The 15,726-nt window shown below is 35.5% G+C and carries 16 protein-coding genes; 3 read left to right on the top strand and 13 right to left on the bottom strand.

All coding sequences use genetic code 11. From position 1 onward, the window contains the following. Positions 1–39: 39 nt before the first annotated feature. Both ACQY73_RS12865 and ACQY73_RS12860 read right to left on the bottom strand, forming a co-directional pair. On the bottom strand, positions 40–1,047 hold the full coding sequence (locus ACQY73_RS12865) for an IS110 family transposase (protein WP_428666477.1): 1,008 nt from the start codon (positions 1,045–1,047) through the stop codon (positions 40–42). Between the two features lie 536 nt (positions 1,048–1,583). Next, positions 1,584–1,760: a hypothetical protein gene (locus tag ACQY73_RS12860; RefSeq protein ID WP_428666474.1), complete on the bottom strand. Its 177-nt coding sequence runs from the start codon at positions 1,758–1,760 to the stop codon at positions 1,584–1,586. A gap of 273 nt (positions 1,761–2,033) precedes the next feature. Between ACQY73_RS12860 and ACQY73_RS12855 the strand changes: the two genes are divergently transcribed. The 3 genes from ACQY73_RS12855 to ACQY73_RS12845 all read left to right on the top strand — a co-directional run bounded on the left by ACQY73_RS12855 (position 2,034) and on the right by ACQY73_RS12845 (position 5,264). Continuing rightward, positions 2,034–3,257 carry a M12 family metallo-peptidase gene (locus ACQY73_RS12855; RefSeq protein ID WP_428666471.1) on the top strand — a complete coding sequence of 408 codons (1,224 nt, stop codon included), beginning with the start codon at positions 2,034–2,036 and terminating at the stop codon, positions 3,255–3,257. A gap of 11 nt (positions 3,258–3,268) precedes the next feature. Beyond that, a complete protein-coding gene (locus ACQY73_RS12850; RefSeq protein ID WP_428666468.1) occupies positions 3,269–3,886 on the top strand; it encodes a hypothetical protein in 618 nt (205 codons plus the stop codon). A 520-nt stretch (positions 3,887–4,406) separates the two neighbouring features. Continuing rightward, positions 4,407–5,264 carry a hypothetical protein gene (locus tag ACQY73_RS12845; RefSeq protein WP_428666465.1) on the top strand — a complete coding sequence of 286 codons (858 nt, stop codon included), beginning with the start codon at positions 4,407–4,409 and terminating at the stop codon, positions 5,262–5,264. A 117-nt stretch (positions 5,265–5,381) separates the two neighbouring features. Here ACQY73_RS12845 and ACQY73_RS12840 read toward each other — a convergent pair whose 3' ends face one another. From ACQY73_RS12840 to ACQY73_RS12790, 11 genes are all read right to left on the bottom strand, one after another. Beyond that, complete coding sequence (locus ACQY73_RS12840; RefSeq protein WP_428666462.1) at positions 5,382–5,816, bottom strand: hypothetical protein; 435 nt, start codon at positions 5,814–5,816, stop codon at positions 5,382–5,384. 15 nt (positions 5,817–5,831) lie between these two features. Continuing rightward, positions 5,832–6,215 (bottom strand): hypothetical protein, encoded by a 384-nt coding sequence (locus ACQY73_RS12835; protein ID WP_428666459.1) that lies wholly within the window; start codon positions 6,213–6,215, stop codon positions 5,832–5,834. A 300-nt stretch (positions 6,216–6,515) separates the two neighbouring features. Next, positions 6,516–6,851, bottom strand: coding sequence for a hypothetical protein (locus ACQY73_RS12830; RefSeq protein ID WP_428666456.1), 336 nt, complete (start codon positions 6,849–6,851; stop codon positions 6,516–6,518). 161 nt (positions 6,852–7,012) lie between these two features. After that, positions 7,013–7,393: a hypothetical protein gene (locus tag ACQY73_RS12825; RefSeq protein ID WP_428666453.1), complete on the bottom strand. Its 381-nt coding sequence runs from the start codon at positions 7,391–7,393 to the stop codon at positions 7,013–7,015. Between the two features lie 231 nt (positions 7,394–7,624). Continuing rightward, the gene (locus tag ACQY73_RS12820) at positions 7,625–8,266 is read right to left on the bottom strand and encodes a recombinase family protein (RefSeq protein WP_428666451.1); all 642 of its coding nucleotides are present in this window, start codon (positions 8,264–8,266) and stop codon (positions 7,625–7,627) included. A gap of 260 nt (positions 8,267–8,526) precedes the next feature. After that, entirely contained in the window at positions 8,527–9,423 is an 897-nt protein-coding gene (locus ACQY73_RS12815; protein ID WP_428666448.1) for a DUF4365 domain-containing protein, read from the bottom strand. A gap of 66 nt (positions 9,424–9,489) precedes the next feature. Further along, entirely contained in the window at positions 9,490–11,058 is a 1,569-nt protein-coding gene (locus tag ACQY73_RS12810) for a DUF262 domain-containing protein (protein WP_428666445.1), read from the bottom strand. Continuing rightward, positions 11,055–11,675, bottom strand: a complete 621-nt coding sequence (locus ACQY73_RS12805) for a hypothetical protein (RefSeq protein WP_428666442.1) — start codon at positions 11,673–11,675, stop codon at positions 11,055–11,057. The genes ACQY73_RS12810 and ACQY73_RS12805 overlap by 4 nt, the downstream gene beginning before the upstream one ends. Position 11,676: 1 nt before the next feature. Continuing rightward, on the bottom strand, positions 11,677–13,899 hold the full coding sequence (locus ACQY73_RS12800; protein ID WP_428666439.1) for a DNA cytosine methyltransferase: 2,223 nt from the start codon (positions 13,897–13,899) through the stop codon (positions 11,677–11,679). 515 nt (positions 13,900–14,414) lie between these two features. Further along, positions 14,415–15,254, bottom strand: a complete 840-nt coding sequence (locus tag ACQY73_RS12795) for a phage integrase SAM-like domain-containing protein (protein WP_428668457.1) — start codon at positions 15,252–15,254, stop codon at positions 14,415–14,417. After that, a complete protein-coding gene (locus ACQY73_RS12790; RefSeq protein WP_428666436.1) occupies positions 15,167–15,634 on the bottom strand; it encodes an Arm DNA-binding domain-containing protein in 468 nt (155 codons plus the stop codon). Before ACQY73_RS12790 ends, ACQY73_RS12795 begins: the two co-directional genes overlap by 88 nt. Between the last annotated feature and the right edge of the window lie 92 nt (positions 15,635–15,726).

Genomic DNA, 15,726 nt, shown 5'->3' with positions numbered 1-15,726 from the left:
GGTAAAACTCCTGTATATCACGGGGCCGATTTCTATGGTTTAAACAAGCATAGGTGTATAATTTTTGTCATATTTTTCGCCTCGTGCCACCACAGCATATAGACGATGAATAAGCTTATTTCGAATGGCATTGAGTACAAGCATTTTGTTTTTACCTTCGGCAACTTTTCGCTGATAATAATTTTGTAATTCACCCTTCATACGGATTGAGGACATCGCTGCTAAATGAAAAAGAGATTTCAGTCGTTTACGGGCATGATGACTTACTCCGGGGCGCCCGCGAACACTACTTCCTGATTCATAGTTAAAGGGAGCAACTCCGGCATGACATGCCATCTTTTTAGGATCAGTAATAGCTTTTAACTCATTTGTAGCGATCACTACCTCCGTTGCAGTGGTTGTACCTATACCCGGAACAGACGTAATTAAACCGAAGAGTTGAGCCAATTGTTCATCATTGGCAATGAGTTGATCAATCGCTTTGTCAATGGATTTTCGATCAGCTTCTAAAGCTTTTAACGATGCTTGGCAACTTTTTTGCAGTTGTTTTTGCAAAGTAGGAGTAATAAAGCCCTGTTGCTCCGCTAATGGGCCGGCCAACTGGTTATACACCCCAATAAGCCGTTGGCGAGCAGCACTTAGCATTGATAATTTTTGAATAATGCCCCTTGGCGGTTCCCACAACCGTAGGTGATCTCGGAAGCGGAAGGCATATTCAGCGATGCGTTGTGCGTCAATACTATCGGTTTTACCTCGTTGTAACCCTCCTGCTTTCTTAATTTGGAGAGATGATTCTAACCAAATGGGAAAGTGTAATTTATGAAGGAAATCAAGTAAGTGTGCATTGTAGATACCTGTATGTTCCATACAAAAAACAGTTTGATGTGGATTCCAACCCGGAAGTTTTTTAAGCAGTCGCACGGCAGTCTTGATACCGGCGACAGAATTAACAGTACTGGTTTGAAACACTACTTTTTTGCCATCATAAATAGCCCAGTCTAAACTGGTTTTAGCAATGTCAATTCCGATGAAATAAAGAATGTCCATGATTATTTGTAATTTAGAGGTACCCAAACTCTACTTGCTATGCGCTCAACACCTTGCTAATGGGTCTAAATCCCAAATTTCTATTCGATCCCTACAAGTAGTGACAGAGCAGGTCCTAAATCGGCCCATAGGTCGTTAACCTTGCCCAGCGATAGGGTAACCTGCTCTGTTTTTCTTCTTATGGCAAGTTATCCAAATCTTGGAATCTTACCAGTTAACAAATCTAAAGGCCCCGCAAGTGGTCTTTACCATACGTGTTTTTCTTCTAATCAATAAATTACTATCTCTCAATAAGTTAGCTAACTTATCTCTTCCAATCTTTATACCATGGCATTGTCGAAAACTCGTTAGTTGGTAATGTAAAACATCCACCCCTATACAGGGTAAATCCAGCCGTAATCTTCGAACTTCCGAGAGTAACATTAAGTTATGAAATTCTTCTTTTTCGACTTGCTTCTGAGCATCGTACCAAGCCTGGCGACTTTTCCCAAACAGTCCGCAGAGTATTTTAATACTCACTAAGGGGTGATGCCGATTTAGTTCGGTGACCGTTTGGGACCAGACTTTTTTCTTATCGGAATCTTTAATTCTTTTTCAGCAATATTAATCATCGTCTCGAAGGCTTCCCGTTTCAGCTTTTCCTGCTGAAGAAGTGCTTCTGTTTGGGCCAATTGAAGTTTAAGGCGAATAATTTCATCAGCCTCCTTTTTCATCTTTCTACTGTATTTAGATTTAGGATAATAGCGTCTAAGTCGATAGCGCTGGTAATCTCGATTCCAGACTCGAAGTGAATTTAGAGAAATATTAAGCTCAGTCAAAATTTGGGTTTGACTCACTAACTCCAGCCGATACAATTCAATGACATGCCATCGAAAGGCTCCTGTTTTGTACTTTTTCTTTAAATCAATGAAGCTGCCGCTTCGGCGGACCGATCACTTTCATAACTTTACACAATTAGTGTCAAGCTATTTCAGGGATATACACAAATGATCAACTTAGCTTTTGATGAATATAATCAAAGTGTTGATAATTCAGGAATAGGTTCAACACTGACAAATAAAATTACAAAGGCTTGGGATCCAATCCAAATTACATTCCCTTCCAATAACAATCCTGAAGAAGTAGATGCAAATTATAACACAGTCATAACGGCGCCAACGGCTGCGGCAAGGGTGAGAGATGAATCTCAGGTACAAACTTATCGGAATACCTACGATGCAGATTTGGTAGTATGCTTTGTAGGATTCATGTATGGAACCAACGTTGGTTCCGTTACACACATTCCTGCAAATAACTATGACAATTCTTTTATCGTAACAGCGCCTTTTGCCATCGGAACAGGTATTCACACTTTTGCCCATGAAATGGGCCATATGCTGGGAGCGCGTCACGAAACCGATGCCGGCTCACCTTCCTATTCACATGGGTATCTATTCACTTCGGGAATTTCCTCTTATCGAACAATAATGCATACCGATCAAAGTGGTTCTACTCGAATTATGTATTTTTCAAATCCGAATATAAATTATAATGGTGTTCCCACCGGTACGGTTTCCACTAATCATGAAGCGCGGGTAATTTCAGAAAACAGTCCCACTATTGTAAATTTAAAGCCTTCGACTACCCAATCATTTAATGCTGCTATTGTCGGGCCTACAGGTATCAACTCATCCGGCTATTATTCCTGGGAACTTTACACCTTTTGCAGAAACTTTCTGACAACGACTTGGCAGTTCAGCACAGATGGATTTAACTATGGTTCTCCGGTCGGCTCCGGCGATGCCGTTAATTTCTATTATCTGGATAATAACAACAACGGAACACTTTTTCTGCGCTGTACCATAACTACAGACCAATATCAAACCTATGTGACAACTTCTACCATTAATGTAAACATCTGCTCCGGATGCCGTACTGCCGTTGAAGAGCCAAAGGAAATTTCAGAAGTTGCATCTTCCATTAAAGCAATTTTTCCTAATCCTGCTTATGACCGTCTCACGGTAGAATATAATTTGAGAGAAAAAACGGATCTTCAATTTGAATTTGTTGACTATCTTGGTAGGTCGCGCGGAAAAAACATGATAAACCAAGTGGATCGGGGAGTACATAAGAGCGAAATTGATATTTCCTTATTGGAAGCAGGGCCTTATATATGCCGTATCTTATTAAACGGAATAGCCGTTAATAAACCTATTATAGTTTCAAAATAATCCATAGAATTATGAAACGTTTAATGTGTTATTTTCTTCTTATCCTTTCATTGGCTTGTAATAAGGAGGAGAAATTTGATAAATACTTCTATGATGGAGCTTATCCCAGAAATATGGATGGAAGTATTATCAAAACCTATGAACCGAAAGCGGTTGGCGGAGAGGTGGAAGCGGAATTTAATGGACATGTCTGGAACCATGCGCCTTTCATGGTAGTAAGTGCGTTTGTTACACTTTCACCAACAACTAATGAGAAGCTGATATCTGTCATTATTTCCCCTTATTTGACTTATCAGGGAGTAGGGGAAAGTTGTACTTTTGAAAGTTTTACCTTTAAAATCCCTCTGACAACAGAAAAAGTTTTGCTTAATGAATATACAAAAGCTGAATTACACGAGTATAATCTGGTTAGTTTCAGATCTATTAATTGTGATGCAATAAAAGATGATTATAAACTTGATAGAGAAAGAACCAATTGGGCATTTGTGCGCACTTATGACCCGGTGACAAAAGTGGTCCAAGTAGAATTTGATGCCGGCTTTAAGATAAGCAGTCGGAATTCAAATTTTGGCCCAATTTATCCGGAACATGTCAATGTTCGGGGCAAGGCTAAAATTAACTTTAAATGACCTAATCGACTTCACCATAAAATACATTGCTTTTATAACCGACTTTAACGCCAATTGCTTCTCAATTTCAAAGAGATTTGTCAAATCTCCCTGTTAACTGGCAGGGAGTATTTTCTTTTTATTCCTGAGTATATTATCTGTAATAATGAAGGGAAATTTCAAGTCCGAAATACACAAAAGAATTTCCTAAGCAACTCCTTATGAGACCTCCCTTGGCGACGGTTGCTATCTTGGACATGCATTTAGCGGCGATTAGTGAAGTAATTTAATTTAAAATTCCCTGATTTACAGTGTCCAAGATTAGGGAAAAGGTCACAGTCAATCGCAGCTTTATTTTTAGCTGTCTGCATTATAGAGACACTTAATAATCTTTGAGAATTGGGAATTATTTACGAAGTGTCTATATTGTCAGGCAAAGCTGTGATTGACACAGTTATATGTCATTTGCGCCGTTGCTCCATTTTTTCTTTTGTTAGCCGGTATTCGACAGTTATTTTGTGGTCAATCTCTTTTAGAAAACATGGAAGAAGACAATAATGACTATATTATTTCTCAGCCCCAAAAGCCATATATCGTTCAGTGGATAGGATTGATATTTTTTACGTATATCTTTTTAAGTCTTTTAAGTCTGTCAATTGCGGATGCAAGCTGGGCTGCATTTAGTATAACCATTATAGTTTTTATGTCTTTAGTAATTTCAATGGGATTTACTATGTTCTTTAAAAAAATATACTACTTGAGTGTTGACAAAATAATTATTGCCGATTATAAGAATGAATATATTACTGATTTGCCATTTAATGAAATTCATAAATGGAACCATTACTCCGAGAAAAAAGACGAATATTTAGTTGTGTCAGGTCAAGATACAGGAATTATAATTGATAAATACAATTATAAAAATTTTGACGAACTGGTAGCTTTTTTTGCAAAGACTAATTTGGTAAAAGATACCAGTCTAAAGAGTTCAGGGATTAAAAATGAGGCAACACAGAAAGTTGCCACACGCACCTTTTATCTCTATTTATCTACAGCTTTTATGCTAAGTCTCCTGTTCTGGATCATTACCTATTCGAAAAGCGATTCAACGGAAATGCAGTATTTTAAAGGGCATATCCAAACAATAAATACTTCATCAAAAAGTAGTACTGTCAGAATCGAGCTCAAAGAGTATCCAGCGATTTCCTTCAGGACAGAACCGGAAATTGTAAAAAAGTATAGATTAAGAAATAAGGCCGATTTAATAGAGAAGACAGTTAGGATCGGCGTTTTTAAAAGTGACTATGATTGGAAGATAAAGAATAAAAGAATCAGGATGCTTGATATGAATTCTATTCCTTACCTAAATGCAGTGAGTTTTGAGTTTACACAAAAGTGAACATTCTGAATCTAGGGAAGCCTACAGTGTCAATCATACTTCTATTGGCACTCATAAATATCTAACTAAATCCTGGATAATAGGGCTAGAAGCAGGTAATACTGCACGAAAACAGTTTTATCTTTTGCGTAGTAGAAAATTAAAAACGGTCGTTTTCCCAAAGTCTTTTGGTAAAACACCGACGGGGCCACCCAGCTGAATATACTGTCCGGCAGGATTTTCAATTAAAAGATCATGGGTTTTTCCCAAATCAAATGCCGTTGTATCTACCCCGATTAATTGAGCTATATCAGTCGATGAAGGGATTAAATAAGATAATTGATAATATCCTTCGCGGTTCGATTGCCCGGTAGTGTCAAATGTAAATTCCTGCTTAAAAACCCTGGTTTCCTTTACTCCGTAAAACTGAAATTTTACGCCTTCGACCGGTTGATTGTTTTCAGCCACCACTCTGCCTTTTACAATGGTATCCCACGAATCGTACTTTTTACAGCCAACCATCCAAGCTGTTGCAGGCAGAAGCAAAGCCGTAATAAATTTTCGTCTTTTCATAACGTTCAAAAGGACTTACCGTTTCTTTATAACTTGAAAATTAATTATCGTCGTTTCGCCATAGCTTCTTTTAGGGATTGTCAGGTAACTGATAAAATCTACATACTTTCCTTCCGACTCGCGGAGTAGATCGTGTGTTGTACCAAATTTAAATTTATCATTACCTGTCCCACCAAAAACGGCTTCATCAGTGGAAGATGGAATAAGAAAAGCTACTTCATACCTGCCTTCTGAATCGGATTGTGTGTGTATATCGAACGTCGTAAGCGTACCTAAGCCCTTCCTTTCATATCCCAGAAATTGAAAACTCATCCCTTCAACCGGCTGATTATTTTCATCTACCACTTTGCCCATAACAACGGTATTCCACGAATCATATTTCTTGCAGGCCGTAAGCATTGTGAAAGGTAATAGAACTGCTATATAAAAAAAGTCCCGGCGTTTCATTGACAACAAATGGATTATATTTAAGGAGTAAGATAATGAATTTGAATGGCTAATTGGTGAAAACACCAACTAAAGCGAAATACAATTTTTCTGTATAACTGTCTATCCAACGACTCTGGTGATTGATGATGAACAATTACTTGACCGAACAAAATTCGGTTGTACTTTTAGTAGATGGACGGCCTAATCTCCTCTGGGGCGGCCAGCGCCAGACAACCACCCACGAAAAAGTACCTCAACTGCTCTGATGCACTAAAGCAAATTTTCCTTAATGACCATTAAAGCTCCAAGATGTTGATCGTTACACCGGCTATTAAATTCAACATGCTTCTCATTATTCCAAAGGATGACCACTTCGCAAAGCGGGTCAAGTTGGATACAAAACAGACCATCTACATTTTGATAAAGTGCAAAACTATCTTCAGGCTGATGATTTGTGCTTTTAAAGAACCGAAGCTGTTTGAATACATCCGGAAGTTGTTCCTTTAGCAATTGGTAAAAATCTTCCCCGAATCCTGAGTATCGGAGCAAAAAGTCGTTGTACGACTCTTCAACAAAATTGAATCCTACATAACTTGAAAGAAGCATCAAATCCATAAGTTTTGATTATTCTTGAGTTCAACCTGTCATTTGTTTCAGAAAATTGTGTCAATCACAACTTCGCCTGACAATTAAGATTAATCTTTCAAAATAGTTTATAAGAGAAAATAGTCCCAAAAATGTTCGTTTTTAAAACAAAGTAAAGTTTATTAGGAGGCTTTGTTCTTCTTCCAACTCGGTAACTTCTTTCGGCTTCTCCATGTGGAAAACAAGGCAAGTGCCCTATTAGAATAAGGCAGCCCCATAGTTCTGAGCATTTCTCCCGGTTTCATGCCTTCTTCCAGCATTTTAAGGATATCCTCTCTGCGCTTATCAAACTCAACAGGCAACCCTTTACGCACTTTTTCGGGTAACAGTCCTTCTTTTTCCAACTCCCGCCGATAAATGCGAATAGTCGTTTTAGATAAATCTGTCTTCCTGACAATCTCGTCATAGGTGTTTCCTTTCCTGATCATATCAGCAACTTTTGGCTTCAAATGCTTCTTGTTGCCTATTCCGGGGTAGGATTCTTTTTTCAAAGACGATGCCATAAACTTTAATAGTAAATCATCGGTAAAAGAGTGAATTTAACCGCTTCTAATCTATAGAAGCATTTGTGAGACTCAAAAGCAGAACGTTGAAGTATGATAGTAAGGTGGATACCTGGCATTTGTTTCCGGAGCTTCAGCTTTCAAATTTTGCCGGCAAAAAATTTTGAAACTATCACTGAGCGGCAAGTTTGATCGTCCAACGTGAAAATTGACAGCAAAAAAGGATTGATGTTATGTGTATGAATCTACAAACTTTTTAACCGTTCGCCGGTCAACTTCCAACATTCGAGCGATCACAGAAGCAGGGACTTTTTTACTGACCAGTTGTTTAACTTCGTCCTCCTTGCCGTTCAGTTTTAAGTTTACATTCCGACTTCCGACAGGCCTGCCTAATTTCATTCCCTTGGCCTTGCGCATCTGTGCTGCCTCAGAGCTTCGATTACTGATACGATCCCTTTCGATACGTGCCGCAACAGAGAAACAAAATGCCATCATTTCGCTGGCCAAATCGTCTTTAAACTCATAACCTTCCTTAATGCTGAACAGCCTGACATTCTTCTCAATGATTCGTTGTAGGGCAATGAAAGTATCAAGACTGTTACGACCGAGGCGGGAAACTTCTCCAATGATTAAAATATCTCCGGACCTGAATCGGTCAATCAGTGGTCCCAACTTTCGGTCTTCACTCTTTTTGGTACCGCTTGCTTTCTCACGTACCCATTCGGTAATTGTTAATTTTCGTTCGTCAGCAAACTTCAAAATGCCAAATTCCTGATTTTCGGTCAATTGATTAAAGGTAGAGACCCGAACGAAGGCATAAACTCGTGGTTTTTCAGCCGAAATTACCTGATTTTTGCTGCTGTTTTTGGCCATGTACATTTTAAGTTCTAAGCAGAGTATTTATGTACAGTAAATATACAAAAAAACAGCCATTTTTAGGGTCACGATACGTACATGTTTAACGTTCGTTAAATATGTACGTATTAAAGAAACCCTTGCAAATGTCTTAACTTATCTAGCAGTAATATTACAATATATAATGGCATGAAAGAGTACTGCTTTGCTTTGTAAACTGTCTATTGTATTTTTCTAAAGCTTAATTTGTAAAAGCCCACTCTTAGCTGTTACTTTCTCTATCCGTTTGCCCATTCATCCTCACTAATACTTGTTACATAGTGATAAAGAGTCGGGTTTATTATTTTCCAATATGAAAATTCACCATGCAGAAACGATTTTAAGCCCTTAATGATTTGTAAAGTTAGTTTTTGAAATTCTTCAACCCATTCCGTCAAATCGCCTTCATAAAGTTCATAGTAATAAGTGTGTCCAAATTTTTCTCTACTTTTTTTCTTTAACTCTTGGATTGATGGTATTGCATTATCTAAGTTTAAGTAAATGCACAAAAATTTATAATTTCGATGCATAGCTTCAAAATAAATTAAATCAGAGCCTTGAATTCCAAGTTGACTTTCTCTATTGTAGTGATCAATTTGGAAGTCTTGAAAATGCAGAAGATTGGTAAGGAAAAATAATAGTTCATTTTCAAATTGCTGTCTATAGTATTCATAATAGAAGTCGAATTTGAAAGCAAAAACACCATGATTGCCTTCGAAAATCGAACTTTTTTTAAACTTGTAATTAAAAGTTGACTGTTGAATAAACTCGAAAAAATTTCTCTTTATCCAGTAGTCAACTGATAACATAAATACTTCCTCTTTTTCCAAGTCAGCAAGGAAAATAAAAACTGGTACTGCAAATTTGTACCAATAATTTGAAGTAGAAATATCAATTCCTGTTAAAGTATATGTATTGTCTTTTGCCCAAGGTATTGATTGACGTGATTTTAATTGTATAAGAACGAGCTCTCCAGTTAATTCATTGTCATCATTTACTAGTTCAAGGTAACAATCAATACCGTAATCTCTTTCAGTAACCTCTCGGATAATCCAACTTTCTGGTATTTTTGACGCAAATAATTTGAAGGATGCAGCTTCTGAAATATGTTGCTTTGGTCTTTTAGGTAATTTCATTTAAAAGCTTGTATCACAATAAATTTACAGAAAAATTTCAAGAAGCTATTAAAAATAAATTACCTTTTAATCCTCCAATACAATCTTATTTTCAATAATAATACTATTGAAAGGATTAATATTGCCAATTAAATTTTCAATAGGTAGTTGGGTAAGATTTATAATATAAATATTGCCATTTTTATAAATAATAGCGATGGTATCATTTGCCTTAGCTTTTTTGCCTAAATTTTTAAGCCAAATTCTTGCATCCCCTCTATTATGTGCTCTGTATAGCGATATTTCTAACTCTTCAACGCTGCTTTCAAGAATATATCTTGCTTTTTTTATTACTTTGTACTCTGGACCATATGATTGGCCTTCATAATTATGGATATTGTTTGTTTTTAAGAACTCTCGAATAGAAAAGGTTGCATCCATTATACTCTTTTCTAGACCTGTTTTTGTTGGTATGATAGTTGTAAAAAGCACCCCCATATCCAGAAGGATTTCGCTTCTTTTCTTTTCAATTGGCACTGGTTTATTTTCTTTAACTCCTAAAACTTTTAAACTCTTATGTAAGATATTTCTAATTACATTTCCTCTATGTATTCGAGCTGCTTTTTCATGGCTGCCTTGCCTTGCAACTTCAAAATATCTTTTTTCATCTTCAGTAATAGTTTTATCATCTTCATCGTCAGAGAAATGAATATCAACCTTGTTTTCAAGGTCTAATAAATTTCGCTCCAAATCTTCCAAATTTAAATCGGCTACATTAATTTTCGATAGCTCAATAATTAATGTAAAAAGGTTTGCTTTGTTATACCAATAGCTTCTATCTGACAAACCTAAATTAGCAATGACTCTTATTGATTGCAAAAGCATTTCGAAAGGAACTTCATATAACCCAAAAGAACTATTATACTTTTCTAAGTATTCATTCACTTTTGCACTTCTACCATAGTAGTCGCCCTCCAAAAAAGTTGATACAATAAGCATAATATATTGTACATCAAACATTCTGTTTTTGTCATTTTCACTAAAAATATTATTCTTGCTAAAGAAGTCGTTCAATTCTTTCTTTTTACCTGCGTCTAATATTATATCAGTTTCATCGTGAGTCGGGTTATAAGATGAATCAACTATTTGCTTACAAAAAACCGAAAATTCACCATCTCCATAAATTGCATTAGTCCTTTCAATTGCATTTAAAGCGTATTCTGTGCTGTTGATTCTCTGGAAAATATCTTTAATATTTTCCATATCCATATCTTTTAAGTCTTTTACTGTAACAAGATAATTTAAAAAACTTCTTTTCTCGTCAATTGATAAATTATCAAATGGAGTAATTCTACTTTGATCTTTAAAATCATTGATACCCTTTATATATTCTACAATTGCTGTTAATCTTTGCTTTCCATCTACTACTATTTCTTTTGATTTTAGACTTTCTACATCCATTTCAGCACTGGCGATATAAACTTCAGGAAAAGGATAATTAAAAAGTATAGTTTCAATAAAAGCATATTTGTGTTGCTTTTTCCATACTAATTTTCTTTGAAAATCAGGACTGGTATCTAGAATTTCAGAGTCAATTTTATTATATAAGTCGATTATTTTTACACCATTCGATGGAATACTCTCTTTTAATTTCATGAGCTTACTGAAATAAAATTTAATTGAATACTTTTAATATTATTTTGATGATAAGTTTCAAAGAAGTACCATGATTTGTAAATTCCAATACTAACCTTTCTTCCAAATTTGCGTTTATAATCATCTTGCACCTTAATTACTTCTGACGATATAGAGTAATCCCTTGGTACCATATCGGGGCGTAACCAGCCCTTTATAATATATTTCGCAAAGTCTACTTTTCTATTATAAGGATAAGTTTTGTCAGTATAGCCTCCTGTGTGTTTGTGAAGATTTATCAGTTGTTGGTCAAATAGACTGCTAGATACAATAGCTATATCTAAGTCAGATTTTTCATTTTCATTATTTTTTTCAAAATAATAATCAAATTTTTTAAATAGATACAAAGAAGGATTGTCTTTATCTGGCTTTATACTAAAGCCGAGTTTCCCTGAACCAACGATTACAATATCTCTAATATGCACGTCTAAGCTATTCGCTATATCTTTTTTAAATGCAAACTCTTCTCCTTCGGGAAGAGAACGAAAAAAAAAGCTTGAGCCGTCAATTAAATGCTTTTGAACAACTATGTCGGGATTTTGATGAATGCAATCTTCCTTGAATTTATTTAATTCCATTTTAATGGATATGTTTTAATATTTCTAGCGCAATTGCTTTGGCCATTAACGGTGGTACGGCATTACCTACAAGAGTATATTGAGGAACTGTATGTTTCCTGTCCTTGCCTCCTGTTGTTCTTTTTCCTTGAAAAACAAAAGAATCATCAAACGACTGTAACCTTGCCATTTCACGAACTGTTAATGCTCTTGGGCTAGCAAAATGTATATAGTCGTCGGGTATCGTCATCACTGTAGGGCTTTGTAAGTCAGGTTTTAATACGTTATAATTTCTTTTTTCAGAATCAAGGCCTACTTCTTTTAATCGCTTTTTTGCCTGTTCATAATCTCCAGCATTTTGAATAATTTCTAACCTCTTAAGCACATCTTCATTTTGCTTACTAGTTTTATGATTATGTAGCGGTGCAACTATGTGAGTTGAACAGTTACTCAATTCGCTAAAATTTTTAACATAAAATGGGTGTTTCATATTTAGAAAACGACCATTCAGACGCCCTTTTCTAGACCATTCGGCATAGGTCATACCTTGCTTATTATCTAACTTCCCGTCAATGGCTCTTTTCCTTATTAAAAGCTCCATTTTTTCTGTTTTTCCATTGTATTTCGACTTCAAATCAATATTCTCATATGTGAATTTTTCTTCATCATTGCCTATTATATCTAAGTCATAAAGTGCTTCAAAAACAGTAACTTTTTCTTTTCCTGATACAGTTACAGGAATATCTCTTATCACCTTTTGATCTTTACGGCATCCTATAAATAGAACTCTTTCTCTATTTTGTGGTACGCCATAGTTAGAAGCTAATGCTATAAAAGGTTGATCAATATTGTATAATCTTATATGTGACAATATATCGTCGAATTCATTCTCCACCTTTTTGTTTATTGCAAAAAATCTTAATCCTTGTATGCACTCATCAAATGAATAATTATAAATCTCTATTGCAGAAATTATTTCATCAATTTCAGATTGAAACTTTCCAGAAGATTGTAAATTTGAGAAGGCTATTTTAATTTGATCTATAATAGAATCTGATTCAATCGCACTTAAAAATTCATCAAATTTGTCAACAAAAAAGTCATTATCTAAATCATTTTGTGATTTTTCATTTATGATTTTTTTTCTTATATATGCTAATTCTTTATTTCTTTTTAATAAATCGAGTCCATGTCGAATTGTACTAATATTTTTATCTGTCCGACTTGTCTTGTAGCTTACGATTTTTGGGGTTAATATCCTGAATTTGTTTTCAATATTTCCAATGTAATTATTCCTTAGTTTCTCAATATCTTTTTCAGTTGAGCTTTCGAATTGAAGCCGTAAGCTATAACAATCTAAAGTAAATGCTTTTTCAGTCTCATTTTTTCTAAGCTTTGAAAGAAATGAAAGCAATAAGTGAAAATCATTTAAATCAACTATCGACTTGATTTCTTGTAAGATCATATCTTTAACTTTTCCTCCTTCCTTCGTTAAAATACCCTTTACATTTTCCATAATAAAATATTTAGGGCGAAGTGCTCTAATAACTGTCAGATAATGCGCAAATAAATCGTCTTTTTTATCGAACTTTTTACGCTTCCCTGCTAAGCTAAAACTCTGGCAAGGAGGCCCGCCACATATTACATCAACTTTTTTGTTTTTAAGTTTTTTTAGTAGAGTGTCCAAAAAATCAGGCTCTGTAATATCCTGACGTAAAAACTCTGCATCTATTCCCAATTGGTGATTATATCTGGCTACATGAGTAAGCTCACAGTTTTCATTTATATCACTTCCCAATAAAAAATCATAAATTCGATCCCCATATTCAGCCTGCAAAAAGCCTTCACTAAATCCTCCTGCACCAGCAAATAAATCTATAAAGGAGATTTTTTCTTTATTTTCATAGACACTATTTTCACCACAAACAATTTTTAATTCTGCATTTTCTTTTCGAATATTAACTAAGGACGATATCTTTTCTTTTATATTTTTTTCTGTAAGATTTAAATGTGGCTCAGTTGCTAAATAATTTTCAGCTTCTTTTTTTAGAAAAGCTAAAAATTTATTTATTGATTTATAGTTCTCCTCTGTTTCTAAAACAACTTGATTTTTCTTGTCCCAATCTTTTTCTAGAATTTTCTCTCCAGTTGCCACTTTTAAGTTGATTTTTTGCCTAATAAAAAGATGAATAGGAGACTTTTTATTTTTATCAGCTTTATCTAAGTAATATTTAATTCGTATCATAGTTGCGGACATATTTACGGACACGGACAAAATTACGGACAAAACTGTATCTTGCAAGCCTTTTTTGAAATATTTATTCAATGAAATATACAAGGTCAAGCTAATCATGCTAGCTGTAAGCATTTTAGGGAATCTAACACTGTTAGAAGGGATCGCTCAAAAGCCCTGTAAATGAAAGAAGAAGTTGATTTTTATCAAATCGGATATGTATCTTTCAAACTTAATAAGTTAGGCTGTGCCTAAACATTAGGCTTTTTAGATGTAAGGGGATAATGACCGTAATTTTACAAAAAAGGGAGTAACAAACCCTTTCATTGACGTTCCTATAAATATACTTAAAGTATGAAACAGCGAAAAGCTTCAAAATGCTGATTTTGAAGCTTTTGCGTTTGTGCATCATCTAAATTTGACCCACATTGGAACCCAAGTTTGTTTCTTTTTATTTGCTATTACATTGGAATCCACGTAGGGGCACTTGAGACTTAGTTCTAGTGAATCATGCCAAAGTATAGACATTAATGCTCATTTAGTTTATTTAATTCAGAGAGAACTCTTCTTCGTTTGATTTTTCGGTAGGCTCTCAGGTGCTTGGTAGTAGTATGCCCCATCAGATACATTAAAGCTTCGTCTGTTAAACCAATATCATTGGAACATACATTGGCATAGGTCTTTCGAGCCCGTTTAGATGTAAGCTTCTTAAACTCTACTCCGGCAATCCGAGCAGCCACTTTTATCACACGGTTCATTTCCGGGAGTGACATTCGGGGGAGCCTATTTACATCTTTCCCGTACTTCTTCCAAATATATAGTCCAAAATCAAGAACAAAGGGTATTGCATCAGGTTGATTAGGGCGGTGGGCATTCTTTTGTCTGGGATAAGTGATCCAATAACGATCATCTTCAAAAGATAGGCTCCAATAATCGTGCAGATAATCGCAATGGTCCATAGATGAAGCAGCCATGAATAAAAAGGCATCTACTACCTTTTGCTGTCTTTCAGTATAATGGCGACAGGTGAGTAATTTGACAACCTGCTCCGCTTCCAAACCTTCGGGGTCAAAATTACTTTCATAGGAATGGGTAATGGCTAGAAAAGGGTTCCATGTGGCAAATCCATCAATAATTGCTTTATTCATTACTTTTCTGGCCAATGTTATATGATTGGAGATATGGCTGTTACTTTTAATACGTTCCTGTAAAAACTCTATCAGCTTTTCACCCATTTTAGCAGTTATATCTCGGGCTGCAATTTTGAGTATTCCTTCCTTTAGGAGAAATGCTTTCCAGTTGTTTTTCCAGGTGTTGTTATTTTTGGAAGTATTAAATGCTTTATTTTTCGTTTTTTTTTTATAAATTCTTCCATAATCTTAAAGAAGGTAGGCTCATTGGATTTCTTTGCATTGGCTTCTTTTGCCAGTTGCAGTCGCTGCTTCTTGTAGGTAATATACTTGCTTTTCAGAATAGAGGCAGAAACGTACTGTTGTTTTTCCTCCATTTCTTCTTTGAGTCGCAGCAGTTTACGTTTTTCGTTTAGGATAGCCGTGTTAAGTTGTTCGGCCAGAGGATGAGCAAGATTAACCTCCTGTGACTTTGCATTCCAAAACTCAATTGGAATGGATAGGTCAACAGAGAAATCATTCGTATGGACCCCATTAATTCGAATGTGGCAATAAAGCGGAGCATTCGTTGCTTCAGGGTGTACACAATTGGTGCGGAGCCAAAAACGGATAGTCATTTTGTTGGTGTCAAACATTGTCTTATTTGGTTGGTTTGACCCGTGGTACTATGCCAAATAAGAAAAATGTAATTATTTAAAGGTTAAACAGG

This window comes from Runella sp., assembly GCF_965279615.1.
Taxonomy (GTDB): domain Bacteria; phylum Bacteroidota; class Bacteroidia; order Cytophagales; family Spirosomataceae; genus Runella.
The sequence above is the reverse complement of the archived record's forward strand: the minus strand, read 5'-3'. Positions and strand labels throughout refer to the sequence as shown.

Bases quoted from the DNA above. Each gene is read 5' to 3' on its own strand.
- ACQY73_RS12865 (WP_428666477.1), bottom strand. From the start codon at position 1,047: ATGGACATTCTTTATTTCATCGGAATTGACATTGCTAAAACCAGTTTA.
- ACQY73_RS12860 (WP_428666474.1), bottom strand. From the start codon at position 1,760: ATGAAAAAGGAGGCTGATGAAATTATTCGCCTTAAACTTCAATTGGCC.
- ACQY73_RS12855 (WP_428666471.1), top strand. From the start codon at position 2,034: ATGATCAACTTAGCTTTTGATGAATATAATCAAAGTGTTGATAATTCA.
- ACQY73_RS12850 (WP_428666468.1), top strand. From the start codon at position 3,269: ATGAAACGTTTAATGTGTTATTTTCTTCTTATCCTTTCATTGGCTTGT.
- ACQY73_RS12845 (WP_428666465.1), top strand. From the start codon at position 4,407: ATGGAAGAAGACAATAATGACTATATTATTTCTCAGCCCCAAAAGCCA.
- ACQY73_RS12840 (WP_428666462.1), bottom strand. From the start codon at position 5,816: ATGAAAAGACGAAAATTTATTACGGCTTTGCTTCTGCCTGCAACAGCT.
- ACQY73_RS12835 (WP_428666459.1), bottom strand. From the start codon at position 6,215: ATGCTTACGGCCTGCAAGAAATATGATTCGTGGAATACCGTTGTTATG.
- ACQY73_RS12830 (WP_428666456.1), bottom strand. From the start codon at position 6,851: ATGCTTCTTTCAAGTTATGTAGGATTCAATTTTGTTGAAGAGTCGTAC.
- ACQY73_RS12825 (WP_428666453.1), bottom strand. From the start codon at position 7,393: ATGGCATCGTCTTTGAAAAAAGAATCCTACCCCGGAATAGGCAACAAG.
- ACQY73_RS12820 (WP_428666451.1), bottom strand. From the start codon at position 8,266: ATGGCCAAAAACAGCAGCAAAAATCAGGTAATTTCGGCTGAAAAACCA.
- ACQY73_RS12815 (WP_428666448.1), bottom strand. From the start codon at position 9,423: ATGAAATTACCTAAAAGACCAAAGCAACATATTTCAGAAGCTGCATCC.
- ACQY73_RS12810 (WP_428666445.1), bottom strand. From the start codon at position 11,058: ATGAAATTAAAAGAGAGTATTCCATCGAATGGTGTAAAAATAATCGAC.
- ACQY73_RS12805 (WP_428666442.1), bottom strand. From the start codon at position 11,675: ATGGAATTAAATAAATTCAAGGAAGATTGCATTCATCAAAATCCCGAC.
- ACQY73_RS12800 (WP_428666439.1), bottom strand. From the start codon at position 13,899: ATGATACGAATTAAATATTACTTAGATAAAGCTGATAAAAATAAAAAG.
- ACQY73_RS12790 (WP_428666436.1), bottom strand. From the start codon at position 15,634: ATGACTATCCGTTTTTGGCTCCGCACCAATTGTGTACACCCTGAAGCA.